We start from the raw sequence: 14,095 nt of genomic DNA on the forward strand, positions 1-14,095 counted from the left end.
CCCGCAAGAAATTCAGCCTTTGCCAATTTTTGCCGCCTTGCCCTTGTCGAACCACCACAGCGTCTCGACCGGAAAGCCGAAATCGGGCTTTTGCTCGACGAAGCCGAACATGTCCCAATAGGCGACGCGGTGATTCGCCAGATAGTATGTTGGAATCCAGTCCAGCCGCGCGCGCAAGACCCGATCGAGCGCTCTGAGCGCGGTGACGAGTTCGGACCGGCTTTGCGCCTTGCCGGCTGCCACGATCAACGCGTCGATGGCCTTGCTTTCTGTTCCGGGGTAGTTGCGCTGCCCCGGGATTTTCGCCATTCGAGAATCATAGAGCATCTCTAGGCTGTCGTCAGTCGGCGTCGCCCCGATCGACCAATGCAGCACGGTAAGATCGAAGTCGAAATCGCTCTGCCGCTGTTCATATTGCGCCGAATCGACCTGCCGGATCGAAGCGTCGATCCCGATCGCCTTCATATTCTCGGACCATGGGGTGTAGATGCGAACGATGCCGTCATCCTCCGTCAGCATTTCCACCCGCAGCCGCTCGCCCTTGTCGTTGACGACGAAATTGCCCGCCCGCTTCCAGCCGGCTTGCGCGAGCAATCTCGAAGCCTCGCCCAGCAGCTTGCGATCATGGCCTGACCCGTCGGACAGAGGCTGCGTCACGGCTTCGCCAAAAACCTCCGGTGGCAACTCGGCCCGGAATGGCTCCAGCAGGACCAGTTCCTCAGGCGAGGGCAAGCCTTCGGCCTTGTAATCCGACCGTTCGAAGTTCGATTGAGAGCGCTCGTAAGAGCCATAAAACAACGCCCGCTTCATCCATTCGAAATCGAAACACCGGGCGATCGCCCGTCGCACCCGCTCATCGCGGAATTGCGCACGACGCTGGTTCAGTGCGACGCCCTGCATGTCTGGCGTCTTCTCGCCGGGAAATTCCCGTTTGACGACCTTGCCGTCCTTGAGCGCCGGAAAATCGTAGCCGGTCGCCCAGACCCGCGCGGTAAACTCCTCGCGAAAATGCGTGTCACCCTTCTTGAAGGCTTCGAACGCCGCCTGCCGGTCGAGATAGAAGTCGATGCGGATACGGTCGAAATTATACTGGCCGCGATTCACCGGGAGGTCGCGGCCCCAATAGTCGGGCACGCGCTCATATTCGACTGTCTGTCCCGCGGCCACTCGCCCCATTTTGTATGGTCCCGAGCCGAGCGGCGGCGTCATCGTCGAGGCATTGAAATCATTGACCGCATAAAAGGCCTTGGACACGATCGGCATCGCCACGATCCTGAGGATGTTTTGCGCGGACTGTTCGCCGTTGAAGGTAAGGTTGAGGGTGAGTGGATCCTCGGCGACCGCGTCGGTCATATACCGCAACGCCTGGGAAAGGTTCGGATGCCCTTGCTCTTTGTAAAGCTTCAACGCGAAGACGACGTCTTCGGCGGTTAGCGGCGAGCCGTCGTGGAAACGCGCTTGCGGTCGCAGCGCGAAGCGGAAGCCGTTGCGGTCTTGCGACAAGGTGATGGACTCGGCAAGCAGGCCGTAGACCGCATCCGGCTCGTCGAGCGCGCTTGCCATCAAGGAATCGAAACAGAGTTCGGTGCGCGGCGGCGCATCTCCTTTCAATACCAGGGAATTCAACGTGTTGAAGGTCAGGAAGCTTTGGTTGAGCGTGGCGTTCGGCGGCGCGAAATTCATCTGGCCGCCCTTGGGTGCATCCGGATTGACGTAGTCGAAATGCGTGAAATCCGGTTTGTATTTGAGGTCGCCGTAGGCGGACAGGCCGTGCAGTTTGGTGCCGGTCGCAATATTGGCAAAGGCTTTTCCGGGCAACAGGGCGGCGACAGCGGCGGCACTGCCCAGGCCCAGGAAATCGCGACGGGGCAGCACCGCCATCAATTGTTGCCCTTGTATTTGGCCGCCAGCGCCTTTTCCTTCTCCGGATCGATCCACCAGGAATTCTGGTCGGCGCCGATATAGCTCGGCTGTTTGGCGGGAATGCCGAATTTGTTCCAGTAAGCCAGCCAGACCACGGCTCGATAGTACTGCGGCACGACGTAGTAGTTCCACAGCAGCACGCGGTCGAGCGCATGGGTGGCGGCAACCAGATCGTCGCGGTCGGTGGCGAAGATGATGCGGTCGACCAGGGCATCGACGACCGGGTTCTTGATGCCGGCGTAGTTGCGCGACCCCGGCCGGTCGGCTGCCCTGGAACTCCAGAAGTCGCGCTGCTCATTGCCAGGCGATTCCGACTGGCCGAGTTGCCCGATAATGACATCGTAGTCGAAATTGTTGACGCGGTTGACGTACTGGGTCTGGTCGATGATGCGCAACGTGGCGTCGACGCCGATCTTGCGCAGATTGGCGATATAGGGGCTGGAGATGACCTGGTCGGTGTCGTTCCAGCCGAGTATCTCGAACTTGAACGGCTCGCCGGTCTTGGCATTGACCATCTTGCCGCCCTTGATCACCCATCCAGCCTTGGCGAAGAGGTCGACTGCCTGCTTCAGGTATTTCCGCTCGGCCTGCGGCGAATCGTAGACCGGCAGCTTGAATTCCTGGGTGAACAGCTCGGGCGGCAGCTTGTCGCGATACTGTTCCAGAATTTCCAGCTCCTTGCCTTGCGGCAAGCCGCTGGAGGCCAGTTCAGTTCCCTGGAAATAGCTGCTGGTGCGGGTGTTGAACCCGTAGAACAGCGTACGGTTCATCGTCTCGAAGTCGAAAGGATAGGTCAGCGCGGCCCGCACCAGGCGGTCCTGGAACAGCGGCCGCCTCTGGTTGAGCATAAAAGCCTGCATCGGCTCTGGCGAGGTGGTCTTGAATTCCTGCTTGATGACATCGCCGGCCTTGACCGCCGGGAAATCATAGAATGTCTTCCAGCGCTTCGAACTGTTTTCCGGTTTGATGTCGTCAAGTCCGCCCTTGGTGAAGGCCTGCCAGGCGGCATTGTCATCAAGGATGTAGGTGAAACGCTGCCTGTCGAAATTCTCGCGGCCGACCTTCACCGGCAGCTTGGCACCCCAATAGTCCGGCACGCGCTGCCAGACGATTTCCGAGCCAGGCTTGAAGCTTGCGATCTTGTAGGCGGCGGAGCCGAGCGGCGGCTCCAGCGTCGGCCTGGTGACGTCGCGCTTCTTGCCGTTGGCATCCGTGCCTTCCCACCAGTGTTTCGGCAGCACGGCGAGGTCACCCAGGATTTTAGGCAGCTCGCGGTTGCCCTTCTGGCTGAAATGAAACTCGACTTCGCGATCCGAGACGGCCACGGCATCCGTGACGTTCTCGAAATAGCGGCTGTACATCGGGCTGTTGGCCTTCAGCACCTGGAATGACCAGATCACGTCATCGACGGTGATCGGCTGGCCGTCATGCCATTTCGCGCGGGGATCGAGCCGGTAAGTCGCCGAGGAAAAGTCGGCCGGGTATTTGTAGGCGTCGGCGATCAGCGGATGGCTGACACTGCCCTCGTCGGTCGCCTGCTCCATCAGCGTGTCGTAGAGCAGGCCGCCGCCGAACCCGACCAGGCCAGCGGCCGGTGAACCCTGCACGACATAGGGATTGAAGCTGTCGAAAGTGCCCAGTATCACCGAATTCAGCGTGCCGCCTTTGGGTGCGTTGGGGTTCACGTAGTCGTAGTGCTGGAAATTATCGCCATATTTGGATTCGCCGATCAGCGATGAGGTGGTGCGCCACTCATCGGCCAGGGCCGCCTGCAACCCCGCGACCAGCAGGGCCGCCGCCAGCAACGATTTGAGAAGCACTCGGCCAAGCGTCATCCACTGTCCTCTTCGCGATGCGTGCCATCATCCAGAAAGGCAATCTAGATGATTTGCCGCGCGTGAAAACCGCCATGCGCGGCTTTGTCGCCGTAGAGGCGGTTTTCCTAACGAAAAAGCCGGGCAGAACCCGGCTTTTTCAAGGTCGTCGAGACTATATCCGATTTATTGAGCAGGCGCCGGTGCCGGGGCGGCCGGAGCTGGTGCGGCGGGAGCCGCAGGCGCCGCCGGCTTGGCGGGAGCTGCGCCTTCGGCCGGCTTGGCCGGTGCGGCCCCTTCGGCGGGCTTGGCGGGGGCGGATGCATCGGCGGCAGCGCCCGGCGCGGGCAGCGGCTTGGGATTGTCCGACAGCGTGCGCAGATAGGCGATGACGTTGGCGCGGTCTTCTTCCTTCGGCAGGCCGGCAAAGCCCATCGCCGTGCCTTTCACGAATTTTTTCGGCGAGGTGATGAAGTGGTTGATGTTGTCGTAGGTCCACTTCTCGGTGCCGCCCTTGGAAAACTCCTTCATGCCGGCCGAATAGGCGAAGCCCTCATGCTCGGCGACCGGGCGGTCGATGAGATCCCACAAATCCGGGCCGACCTTGTTGGGGCCGCCCTTCTCGCCGGAGTGGCAGGCCTGGCATTTCTTGAAGATGGCAGCGCCCTGTTCGGCACTTGCGTTGGCCAGAAGATCCGCGATCGGCTTTTCGGCGGCTGCCGGAGCAGCGGGGCCGCCCTCGGCGGGCTCGGCGGCCTCGATGGCGAAGCCGGGCTTTTCCGGAGCGGGCGAGGCAAACAGCGCGTCCGACACGATGCCGACCGAGAACACCACGAAAACGGTTCCGAGCAATCCGGCAAGCAGCTTGTTGACTTCGTTGGAATCCATACGCCCCTTGCTCCCTTTTCCGGCGGACCGATCCGTCCACTCCGTCCGTCGGTATCGAGACCTGCCCTCCAGAGCCGGTCAAATCGCGCGGAAACTAGGTCTTTTGCTCCGGCGTTGCAACACCTATAAGGGCGCTTCCAGTGAGACCTTTTGCCACTTTCCCCTCCTCGTTTCGAACGCCCGCCAAACCGATGTCCACCTTGATCCTGATCCCCGCCCGCATGGCCTCGACCCGGCTCCCGGGCAAGCCGCTGGCCGACATTGCCGGCGCCCCGATGATCGTCCATGTCGCGCGCCGCGCCGCCGAGGCCGGGCTTGGCCGTGTGGTGGTGGCGACCGACACGCAAGGCGTGGCGGAAGCGGTGCGCGCGCATGGTTTCGAGGCGGTGATGACGCGCTCGGACCACGAATCGGGTTCGGACCGGATATTCGAGGCCCTGACGGTGCTGGATCCGGCAAACAAGGTCGAAACCATCGTCAATGTGCAGGGTGACCTGCCGACCATCGATCCCGCGATCATCGTGGCCTCGCTCAGGCCGTTCGAGGACAAGGCGGTGGACATCGCAACGCTCGGCGTCGAGATCGAGCGCGACGAGGAAAAGACCAATCCCAACGTGGTCAAGATCGTTGGCTCGCCATTGTCGGCCACCAGGCTGAGGGCGCTTTATTTCACCAGGGCCACCGCGCCCTGGGGCGAGGGCGCGCTCTATCATCATATCGGCCTCTATGCCTATCGCCGCTCGGCGCTCGAGCGCTTCGTGGCGCTCAAGCCGTCGCCGCTTGAACGCCGCGAGCGGCTGGAGCAGTTGCGGGCGCTGGAAGCCGGCATGCGCATCGACGCCGAGATCGTGCGGTCGCTGCCGCTCGGCGTCGACACGCCGCAAGACCTGGAACGGGCCAGAACGATCCTTTCAAACTGAGCGCTGAACCGACACCCCTTCAACGAGAATTGGCCATGCCTGAAAAGACCAACAGAATATCCTTCCAGGGCGAGCCCGGCGCCAATTCCGACACCGCCTGCCGTAACGTCTATCCCTCGATGCAGCCGCTGCCGTGCCCGACCTTCGAGGACGCGTTCAATGCGGTCGAGACCGGCAAGGCCGATCTCGCCATGATCCCGATCGAGAACACCATCGCCGGGCGCGTCGCCGACATTCACCATCTGCTGCCGGAATCGAGGCTGCACATCGTCGGCGAATATTTCCTGCCCATCCATTTCCAGCTGATGGTGCTGCCAGGTGTGAGGCGTGACGAGATCAAAACCGTGCACAGCCACATCCATGCGCTCGGCCAGTGCCGCAAATACGTCCGCAAAAATGGCTGGAAGGCGGTTGTCGCCGGCGACACGGCGGGCGCGGCCAAGATGGTCTCCGAGGTCAAGGACCGCACCATGGCCGCCCTGTCCCCGGCATTGGCCGCAACGCTCTACGGCCTAGACATCATCGAGGAGAATGTCGAGGACACCGATTCCAACGTCACGCGCTTCGTCGTCCTGACCAAGAACAAGCAGTGGGCCGAACGCCCGTCGCTTGACGCCAAGATGATGACGACCTTCATCTTCCGCGTCCGCAACGTGCCGGCCGCCCTCTACAAGGCGATGGGCGGTTTCGCCACCAACGGCATCAACATGACCAAGCTCGAGAGCTACCAGCTCGGCGCCTTCACGGCGACACTGTTCTACGCCGACATCGAGGGCCACCCCGACGATCCCCTGGTCAAGCTGGCGCTGGACGAGCTTCGCTTCTTCTCGCGCGAGGTGCGGATCCTCGGCGTCTATCCGGCGAGTGAGTCACGCGAGCAGTGGAAGGTAGCGGATTAGTGCCTGTCGCCCAAACTGCGCAGCGGTTTTGGGACAACGACATGCATGAAAGTACCTAGTTCGGGAAGTCCCACGGGTTTACGAGTGCTACTCCGGTTCCCTCGAAATCCCCGATGTTGCGCGTCACCAGCGTCATACGCCGGGTGAAGGCCGTGGCTGCGATGTAGGCGTCGTTGATCGGTTTGGGATTGGGTACATGCCATTGGGCCGCCTGAACGGCCGCCGCCTCGTCCAGAGACAGGATTCGACCGGAAAATGTCGTAAGAACCGCATTTTCCAACCAATTGCGCAGCACCTTGCCCGCAATGGCATCATGATGTTCCACTAGTCGCACGCCAATCTCCAGTTCGTGCAGGACCACGGACGAGATAAAGGTTTCGGCGGGATCGACGGTCTCGTTCCATAGCACGACATTAGGATGCGCCCTGCCGCTCGCTACCTTTCGCAGTTCGGACACCACATTGGTATCGAGCAACAGCATCAGGACAAGTCTATTGGCTTGGCATGTTCCGTGCGGGGCGGGAGCGGCAAATCAAGCTCTCCAGCTTCCGGCGCAGCCAGCATCTCGCCGAGCGACCGCGTTTTGTCGGTGAGCCGTTTGTACTCATCGAATGATAAGAGGACATGCACCGGCCGCCCCCTGTCGGTGATGATCACGGGTCCGTCCTTGGCGGCGCGTTTTGCACGGCCAAGGTCCTGATTGAGCTCGCGGCCCGAAAGCGTGGTGACGATCATATCAGCCTCGCAAAATGTAGTTACGTAGCTACATTTAATCTACTTAAGCAGAATTGCAAGATTCGACCGCGATTGGCAACTCATCGCAAGTCCAGGATTGGGGTTGCGCTGCCTTGATAGGAGTGCCACGGCACTGGCTGTGTTTCGCGCCCGCGATAAGCTATGGAACACGACCGGGACTGGATGCCGTGCGCTTCTAAATCACTGCGCCAAGCGGCACATAGTCGATCTCCATGAAGGTCTCGACTTCAGGAATCCAGCGGTCGCGCACGAAGGCGACGTGGTCGGGATGGTCGTTGTACCTGGTATAGGCGGCCTGGTCGGCGAATTCCATGGAGAAGCCGAACTGGTAGTCGTTCTTGGGGCTGACCTGACGCAGCTGTTCGAAATGGGTGACGCCCCTGATCGCCGAGAGGATTTTCCTGGCGTCGACCAGGAACCTTTTTTCCTCCAGCGAGTGCGGCGGATGCTTCAGCGTGAACACGACGGTATGGCGGATCATTTCCCTCTCCTGATTTCCATTATTCGCTGTCGACCCAGGCGCGGATCAGGTGATGCGCGATGGCTCCCTTCGGCGGCGTGATCAGATTGCCCGGATGCTCCCTGGCCAGCATCAGGCGCACCTCGTCGCGCAAGAACCAGCGGCAGTCTTCCAACTCGTTGAGGTCGGCCTGGATGTCTTCATTGAGCGGCTCGCCGAAGCAGCCGATCATCAGCGAATAGGGGAATGGCCAGGGCTGGCTGGCGTGGTAGACGACGCGGCCGAGCCGGATTCCCGCCTCCTCCAGCGTCTCGCGGCGCACCGCCGCCTCGATCGTCTCGCCCGGCTCGATGAAGCCGGCAAGGGCGGAGTACATGCCCGGCGCGAAATGCCGGCCGCGCCCGAGCAGGCATTTCTCGCGCGTCGCCGTCAGCATGATCGCCACCGGATCCGTGCGCGGAAAATGCTCGGTGCCGCAATTCGGGCAATGGCGCTTGTAGCCGCCGGCCCGCATTTGTGACTCGGTCCCGCATTTGCTGCAGAAACGATGGCTGGCGTGCCAGGCGAGCAGTGCGGCGCCCTGCGCCATCGCTCCGGCGGCCGCTTCGTCGATCAGGCCTTGCATGTAGACCGAGCGGTAGTCGATGGCCTTGACTGTTTCGGGAAGCTGTTCCGGCTCGAGACCGGCGGTCACCGCCAGCACCGGGCCCTGGTCGGAGAATCCAAGCAGCACACCGCTGCCGGGCAAGGTCTGGAAGGGCAGGCTTTCGGCGACGCCGAACCAGGGATCGAAGCTGCCGTCACGAACCTTCAGGTAGAGCCGGCCGCCCTGCATCAAAAGCAGCCTGGTTCCGGGATCGGCGAGCGCTTTGTCGACCGAATCGTCGGCGCGGTTCTCGGATTGTCGGTCGATACTGTTGCCGGCGAAGCCGACGAATTGGCTCGGCTCGCGCAAGGGCGCGTCAAACAGGCTAAAGCTCATGCGGACTCTGGGCGTTCGGGATGGACATGTTCGGGATGGACACGGGAAGGCTTATAGCGCCGCCCTTATCGTTTCGGCAAACCGGCGCAGCTCGGAGCGCTGATAGGGCTCGCGCAGGCCGTGTCCCCACACCGGGCCGGGCCAGCCGGGATCGCCTTCCGAACGGGCGATGACGTGGATGTGCAGCTGGCGCACGATGTTGCCGAGCGCGCCGGTGTTGATCTTGGTGCAGCCGGTCACCTTCTTCAGCGCCTGCGCCACCATATTGGTCTCGAAGGTCAGCATTGTCTGGTCGAGCGGCGTCATGTCGTGGATTTCCTCCACGCCCGGCCGCTGCGGCACCAGAAGCAGCCATGGCCAGCGGCGGTCGTTCATCACGCGCAGTTCACACAGCCCAAGCCACATCAACTGCTCGCTGTCCGCCTCCAGCCGGGCATCCAGCGTGAATCCGGCCTTCAGGCCCGGCAGCATCGGCGTTTCCCTTGCTTTTGGTGTTTTCCTCAGAGTCATGAACGCTAGAGCGGCTGCATCGAGGCTGCAAGCGAATCTCGTGGCTGGTGCAGCTGATTTGCCTGCGCCCTTGCATTTCGTCGCCGAATTGCCGATATGGACGGCGGGAGGTTGGTGGTGGACGATCCACTCGCCAACCGGGTCAGGTCCGGAAGGAAGCAGCCCTAACGAGCCCGGAACGGGTCATTGTTCCAGCCTCCCACCTCATCGGCCCTTCTCGCGACGTTGACGACGCATTGCAGCGCGGGCGAAACTATGCGCAGGAATCGGCCGCCTTTTGGCGCGGCCATTTGGAGTTTTGCGGGCGAATGAGCGAAGCCGGAAATTCGGGACCAAAAAGCCTGGAGATAGGCAAGGCTGGCGCCTATCGCGTGCTGGCGCGCAAGTACCGTCCGGCGAATTTCTCCGAACTGGTCGGCCAGGAGCCGATGGTGCGCACGCTCACCAACGCTTTCGCCACCGGCCGCATCGCCCAGGCCTGGATGTTGACCGGCGTGCGCGGCGTCGGCAAGACCACGACGGCGCGCATTCTCGCGCGGGCCCTGAATTATAAAACGGCAACAATCGACCAGCCTTCCGTCGACCTTGCCGTGCTCGGCGAGCACTGCCAGGCGATCATGGAAGGCCGCCATGTCGACGTCATCGAGATGGATGCCGCCTCGCACACCGGCATCGATGATATCAGGGACATCATCGAACGGGTGCGCTACGCGCCGGTCTCGGCCCGCTACAAGGTCTACATCATCGACGAAGTGCACATGCTGTCGACGCAGGCCTTCAACGGCCTGTTGAAGACGCTGGAAGAGCCGCCGCCGCACGTCAAGTTCATCTTCGCCACCACCGAAATCCGCAAGGTGCCGATCACCGTGCTGTCGCGCTGCCAGCGCTTTGACCTGAGGCGCATCGATGCGGCTGTGGTGAAGGCTGATCTCGCCCGGATAGCGGGCCTGGAAGGCATCGAGGCGGAAGACGACGCGCTGGCGATGATCGCGCGCGCGGCCGAGGGGTCGATGCGCGATGCTCAATCGATTTTCGACCAGGCCATCGCGCATGGCGGTGGTGCGGTCAGCGCCGAAGCCGTGCGCGCGATGCTGGGTCTCGCCGATCGCGCCCGCGTCGTCGATTTGTTCGAACATGTCATGAAGGGTGACGTTGCCGCGGCACTGGCGGAATTGCGCGCGCAATACGACACCGGCGCCGATCCGGCCGCCGTGCTGACCGACCTTGCCGAATTCAACCATCTCGTCACCCGGCTGCGTTTCGTGCCGGCCGCCGCCGACGACGCGGCGCTGTCGCAGGACGAGCGCGAGCGCGGCGCAGATTTCGCGCGGACGCTCTCGATCAAGGTGCTGTCGCGGACGTGGCAGATGCTGCTCAAGGGCATCCCGGAGGTGCAGTCCTCCAACCGGCCGGTAAGTGCAGCCGAGATGGTGCTGATCCGGCTGGCACACGCGGCCGACCTGCCTACGCTGGACGAGGCATTGAGGTCGCTGGAGAACGGCCTGCCGGCGCCGGGCGCCGCGCCGCGTTCGAACGGCGCGCCGGCGAGCCCCGGTAATGGCGGCGCTCCTGGTGGCAACGGCGCCAGCGCAGTGGCGCAGGCGCGCATGCCCGGCGGGTCGGGCGGCGCGCAGACCATGCGGCTGGTCGAAGCCGCGCCCGCTCCGGCCGCCTTCATTGCGCCTGTGCAGCCGGCGCCGGAGGCGCAGCCAATATCGCTGAAATCGCTGGCCGATATTGTCGCCCTTGCCGACGCGCAGCGCGACATCGCCTTCAAGGTGCTGGTCAAGCGCTGCATCCGCCTCGTGCGCATCGAGCCCGGCCGCATCGACGTCAGCCTGACCGACGATGCGCCCAAAATGCTGCTCAACGATTTGACGACCAAGCTGCGCGCCTGGACCGGTCGCAACTGGCTGGTGTCGCTGTCGAAGGAAGAGGGCGGCCAGACGCTGGCCGAAATGGAATCGGCCAGGCGCGAGAACGCTTTGCTCGATGCCAAGAGCGATCCGACGGTCGCCGCCATCCTGGCGCGTTTTCCCGGCGCCAGGATCATCGACGTGCGCATTCCCGACGCGCCGGAAGCCGACGCGGTCGAAGCCGAAGTGCCGGTCGAGCCGCCGGCGGACGACGACGAACCCTGACGAAACCACGACTCTGCAAAGGATCGGACCATGAAAGATCTTCTCGGCCTCATGGGCAAGGCGAAGGAAATGCAAGCCAAGTTCCAGGCTATGCAGGACGAGATCGCCACGGTCGAAGCCGTCGGCCAGGCCGGCGGCGGCCTGGTCATTGTCACGTTGACCGGCAAGTTCGAGATGAAGTCGCTGAAGATCGACCCGTCTCTGTTCAAGGAGGATGAGGTGGAGATCCTCGAAGACCTGCTTCTGGCCGCTCACAATGACGCCAAGGCCAAGGTCGAGCAGATCATGCAGGAAAAGACCAAGGCGCTGACCGCCGGCCTGCCGATTCCGCCGGGAATGAAACTGCCGTTCTAGATGCATGTCGCCCAAGAGTGTGCGACGGTTTTGGGGATAACGACATGCATAAAGCCAAAGACTAGTTGGCCATGGCCGAAGAGCCGTCCGAAAGGCTGATCGAGCAGCGTATCCGCAACAGGATCTACGAGATCCTGGAAATCCTGGCCGATTCTGATGCCGGCGTCGATCTCGTCGGCATCAAGGGCTATTTCAACCTGTTCGAGGATTTCGTGCATCGCCCCTCGATCGAAGCCGGTACTTCGGCGCTCTCGAAGGAAGAACGCGCCATCGTGCTGGAGATCGCGGATTTCCTGGAGGCTGCCGGGGAGGCCAACCCCGATTTCACCAGGTCCGAGTTCATCGACAGCGACTGGCCGGGAAAGATCGCGCCGGTCGCCCGCAATGCGCGAGCATTGTTCCTGAAGCGCGGGCTGTTCTCGGAGAAATTCGAAGAAATTGAGCCAGGACGGCCGGCAGCGATTTCAGCCGGGCGATAATGCATGTCGTCCAAAAGCGGTCTCGGCCTGGACAAGGGCGTGCATAAAACAAAGGCTTGAAGTCCGGATCTTGCCACGTAACTGTGCCAGTTTGGCAACAGCATCTCATCAATAACGTTTTAGCCATCATTTTGCCCGAAAGTGTCTCATTCTTGCCGCAGCCTGGGGGCGGGCATCGAAGTGAGAGGGTTACCTGTTGATTGCCACGCGATGGAAGACGCCGCTGTTGCTCGGCGTCGTCACGTCTCCCCTGTTCCTGGCCGCTTGCAGCCAGACCGCGTCACACGGCATGTCCAGCCTGACCGACGCCATCACGCCGAGTTTCCTGAGCTCCCGCGGCTACCACACGCCGAAGGACAGGGAATGCCTGGAAAGGGCGATGTTCTTCGAATCCAACCGGTCGAGCCGCGATGGCATGATCGCCGTCGGCACTGTCGTGATGAACCGGCTGCGCTCCGGCAAACATGGCGACACCATCTGCGCGGTGGTGGGCGAGCGCGGCCAGTTCGCGCCCGGCGTCATGACCAGGCCGATGAATTCGCGTGCCATGCCCGATGTCGAGGAAGCCGCCGACGCCGTGCTCAAGGGCGAGCGCAAGGCCAAGCTCAAGAACACGATGTATTTCCACACCGCGGGCCTGCGCTTCCCCTACAAGAACATGCATTACACCATGGTCGCCGGCGGCAATGCGTTCTACGAGAAGCGCGGCCGCAACTGGCAGCCGCTGCCGGACGAGCCGACGGTCGCGGTCGCCTCGGCCGAGCAGCCAGCAGCCCTGCCCGGAGTTGCCGCGACTCGTGTTGCTTCCGCCGAGCCGGCGGCCAAGACATCCGATCGCACCGCTGCGGCCTACGTGACTGCCGCGGCGGAGCCGGTGCGCTCCGGCAAGGCGGCCCAGCAGACCTACGTGACGGCATCGGCTGCGCCGGCCGCAAAGTCTGCGCGCGTCCAGGAAAAGCCGACGATGGTGGCGATGCAGGAGCCGATGGAGGAACCGGACGCCGCTCGTTTTGGCGGGACCTTGAACACGAAGGTCATTTCCTCGGTGCAGGGCGCGCCGCAGGAAGCGGCGATGGGATTCCAGTCGACGCCTGAGAACACCGATGCCATCGGCGCGATGATCGTCAGCCAGAGCCGTCCGCTCGAAACCAACTGAGGCGGGCCGCACTTGACGGCCTGCCGGTGCTGGTTGGAGATGCGGTCCGGACGCAAAACCGCTTCGCACTTTTCGCGGAATTGCTCTAGATCAGGGCAATGTCCAAGCGAATCGCGGGTCCCGAGATCGAACGTCTCATCCAGCTCCTGGCCAAAGTGCCGGGGCTCGGTCCCCGCTCGGCCAGGCGCGCCGCGCTGCATTTGATCAAGAAGAAGGAACAACTGCTGTCGCCGCTCGCCGCCGCCATGGGCGAGGCGGCCGACAAGGTGCGCATCTGCTCGACCTGCGGCAATGTCGACACGTCGGACCCCTGCATGATCTGCACCGATCCACGCCGTGACGCCGGCACGCTGATCGTCGTCGAGGACGTCTCTGATCTGTGGGCGCTGGAGCGGGCGGCGGCGATGAACGTGCGCTACCATGTGCTGGGCGGCACGCTGTCGCCGCTCGACGGTATCGGCCCCGATCAGCTCAACATCCGCTCATTGGTCGACCGCGTCGCCGGCGGCGAGGTCAAGGAGATCATCCTGGCCGTCAATGCCACGGTGGAGGGCCAGACCACAGCCCATTACCTGACCGATCAATTGTCCGGTTTCGAGGTGAAGATAACGCGGCTGGCGCATGGCGTGCCGGTCGGTGGCGAACTCGACTATCTCGACGAAGGCACGCTGGCGGCAGCGCTGCGCTCCAGGACGGCGTTTTGACGCGATTGCGGGGAAGGATGCTTGTCACGATGATCCCGCATCCTCAAAAGTTGGCGTTCCGTGGCGCCCCCCTCTGTCCTGCCGGACATCTCCCCCTCAAGGGGGGAGA

The 14,095-nt window shown here is 62.7% G+C and carries 15 protein-coding genes and 1 other RNA gene; 8 read left to right on the top strand and 8 right to left on the bottom strand.

All coding sequences use genetic code 11. The annotated features are described in order from the left end of the window. Nucleotides 1–12 precede the first annotated feature (12 nt). The 3 genes from FJ951_RS01325 to FJ951_RS01335 all read right to left on the bottom strand — a co-directional run bounded on the left by FJ951_RS01325 (nt 13) and on the right by FJ951_RS01335 (nt 4,625). Nucleotides 13–1,881: an extracellular solute-binding protein gene (locus tag FJ951_RS01325; protein WP_140513106.1), complete on the bottom strand. Its 1,869-nt coding sequence runs from the start codon at nt 1,879–1,881 to the stop codon at nt 13–15. Further along, entirely contained in the window at nt 1,881–3,758 is a 1,878-nt protein-coding gene (locus tag FJ951_RS01330) for an extracellular solute-binding protein (protein ID WP_140513108.1), read from the bottom strand. The genes FJ951_RS01325 and FJ951_RS01330 overlap by 1 nt, the downstream gene beginning before the upstream one ends. Before the next feature lie 165 nt (nt 3,759–3,923). Next, entirely contained in the window at nt 3,924–4,625 is a 702-nt protein-coding gene (locus tag FJ951_RS01335; RefSeq protein ID WP_140496880.1) for a cytochrome c family protein, read from the bottom strand. Nucleotides 4,626–4,816: 191 nt separating this feature from the next. Here FJ951_RS01335 and FJ951_RS01340 point away from each other — a divergent pair, with 191 nt between their 5' ends. After that, a complete protein-coding gene (locus FJ951_RS01340) occupies nt 4,817–5,545 on the top strand; it encodes a 3-deoxy-manno-octulosonate cytidylyltransferase (protein WP_140496878.1) in 729 nt (242 codons plus the stop codon). A 35-nt stretch (nt 5,546–5,580) separates the two neighbouring features. Next, nucleotides 5,581–6,444 (top strand): prephenate dehydratase, encoded by an 864-nt coding sequence (locus tag FJ951_RS01345; protein WP_140513110.1) that lies wholly within the window; start codon nt 5,581–5,583, stop codon nt 6,442–6,444. 55 nt (nt 6,445–6,499) lie between these two features. Here the strand turns inward: FJ951_RS01345 and FJ951_RS01350 are convergent, their stop codons facing one another. The 5 genes from FJ951_RS01350 to FJ951_RS01370 form a co-directional block, all read right to left on the bottom strand. Then, nucleotides 6,500–6,925, bottom strand: coding sequence for a type II toxin-antitoxin system VapC family toxin (locus tag FJ951_RS01350; RefSeq protein WP_140513112.1), 426 nt, complete (start codon nt 6,923–6,925; stop codon nt 6,500–6,502). Then, on the bottom strand, nt 6,925–7,179 hold the full coding sequence (locus tag FJ951_RS01355) for a type II toxin-antitoxin system Phd/YefM family antitoxin (RefSeq protein WP_140513114.1): 255 nt from the start codon (nt 7,177–7,179) through the stop codon (nt 6,925–6,927). The genes FJ951_RS01350 and FJ951_RS01355 overlap by 1 nt, the downstream gene beginning before the upstream one ends. 196 nt (nt 7,180–7,375) lie before the next feature. Next, nucleotides 7,376–7,681, bottom strand: a complete 306-nt coding sequence (locus FJ951_RS01360; RefSeq protein ID WP_140513116.1) for a Dabb family protein — start codon at nt 7,679–7,681, stop codon at nt 7,376–7,378. Between the two features lie 19 nt (nt 7,682–7,700). After that, on the bottom strand, nt 7,701–8,642 hold the full coding sequence (nudC, locus tag FJ951_RS01365; RefSeq protein WP_140496871.1) for an NAD(+) diphosphatase: 942 nt from the start codon (nt 8,640–8,642) through the stop codon (nt 7,701–7,703). A gap of 51 nt (nt 8,643–8,693) precedes the next feature. Beyond that, complete coding sequence (locus FJ951_RS01370; protein ID WP_140496869.1) at nt 8,694–9,113, bottom strand: HIT family protein; 420 nt, start codon at nt 9,111–9,113, stop codon at nt 8,694–8,696. A gap of 145 nt (nt 9,114–9,258) precedes the next feature. Here FJ951_RS01370 and ffs point away from each other — a divergent pair. The 6 genes from ffs to recR all read left to right on the top strand — a co-directional run bounded on the left by ffs (nt 9,259) and on the right by recR (nt 13,986). After that, an RNA gene (gene ffs / locus FJ951_RS01375) (signal recognition particle sRNA small type) lies at nt 9,259–9,355 on the top strand. Between the two features lie 105 nt (nt 9,356–9,460). Beyond that, nucleotides 9,461–11,293 (top strand): DNA polymerase III subunit gamma/tau, encoded by a 1,833-nt coding sequence (locus tag FJ951_RS01380; RefSeq protein ID WP_140496867.1) that lies wholly within the window; start codon nt 9,461–9,463, stop codon nt 11,291–11,293. A 30-nt stretch (nt 11,294–11,323) separates the two neighbouring features. Beyond that, on the top strand, nt 11,324–11,647 hold the full coding sequence (locus FJ951_RS01385; protein ID WP_140496865.1) for a YbaB/EbfC family nucleoid-associated protein: 324 nt from the start codon (nt 11,324–11,326) through the stop codon (nt 11,645–11,647). A gap of 71 nt (nt 11,648–11,718) precedes the next feature. Continuing rightward, nucleotides 11,719–12,126, top strand: coding sequence for a hypothetical protein (locus tag FJ951_RS01390; RefSeq protein WP_140496863.1), 408 nt, complete (start codon nt 11,719–11,721; stop codon nt 12,124–12,126). 196 nt (nt 12,127–12,322) lie between these two features. Next, on the top strand, nt 12,323–13,282 hold the full coding sequence (locus FJ951_RS01395) for a cell wall hydrolase (protein ID WP_140513118.1): 960 nt from the start codon (nt 12,323–12,325) through the stop codon (nt 13,280–13,282). A 98-nt stretch (nt 13,283–13,380) separates the two neighbouring features. Next, the gene (gene recR / locus FJ951_RS01400) at nt 13,381–13,986 is read left to right on the top strand and encodes a recombination mediator RecR (RefSeq protein ID WP_140513120.1); all 606 of its coding nucleotides are present in this window, start codon (nt 13,381–13,383) and stop codon (nt 13,984–13,986) included. Nucleotides 13,987–14,095 lie beyond the last annotated feature (109 nt).

The organism is Mesorhizobium sp. B2-2-3, from assembly GCF_006442405.1.
Classification (GTDB): Bacteria; Pseudomonadota; Alphaproteobacteria; order Rhizobiales; family Rhizobiaceae; genus Mesorhizobium.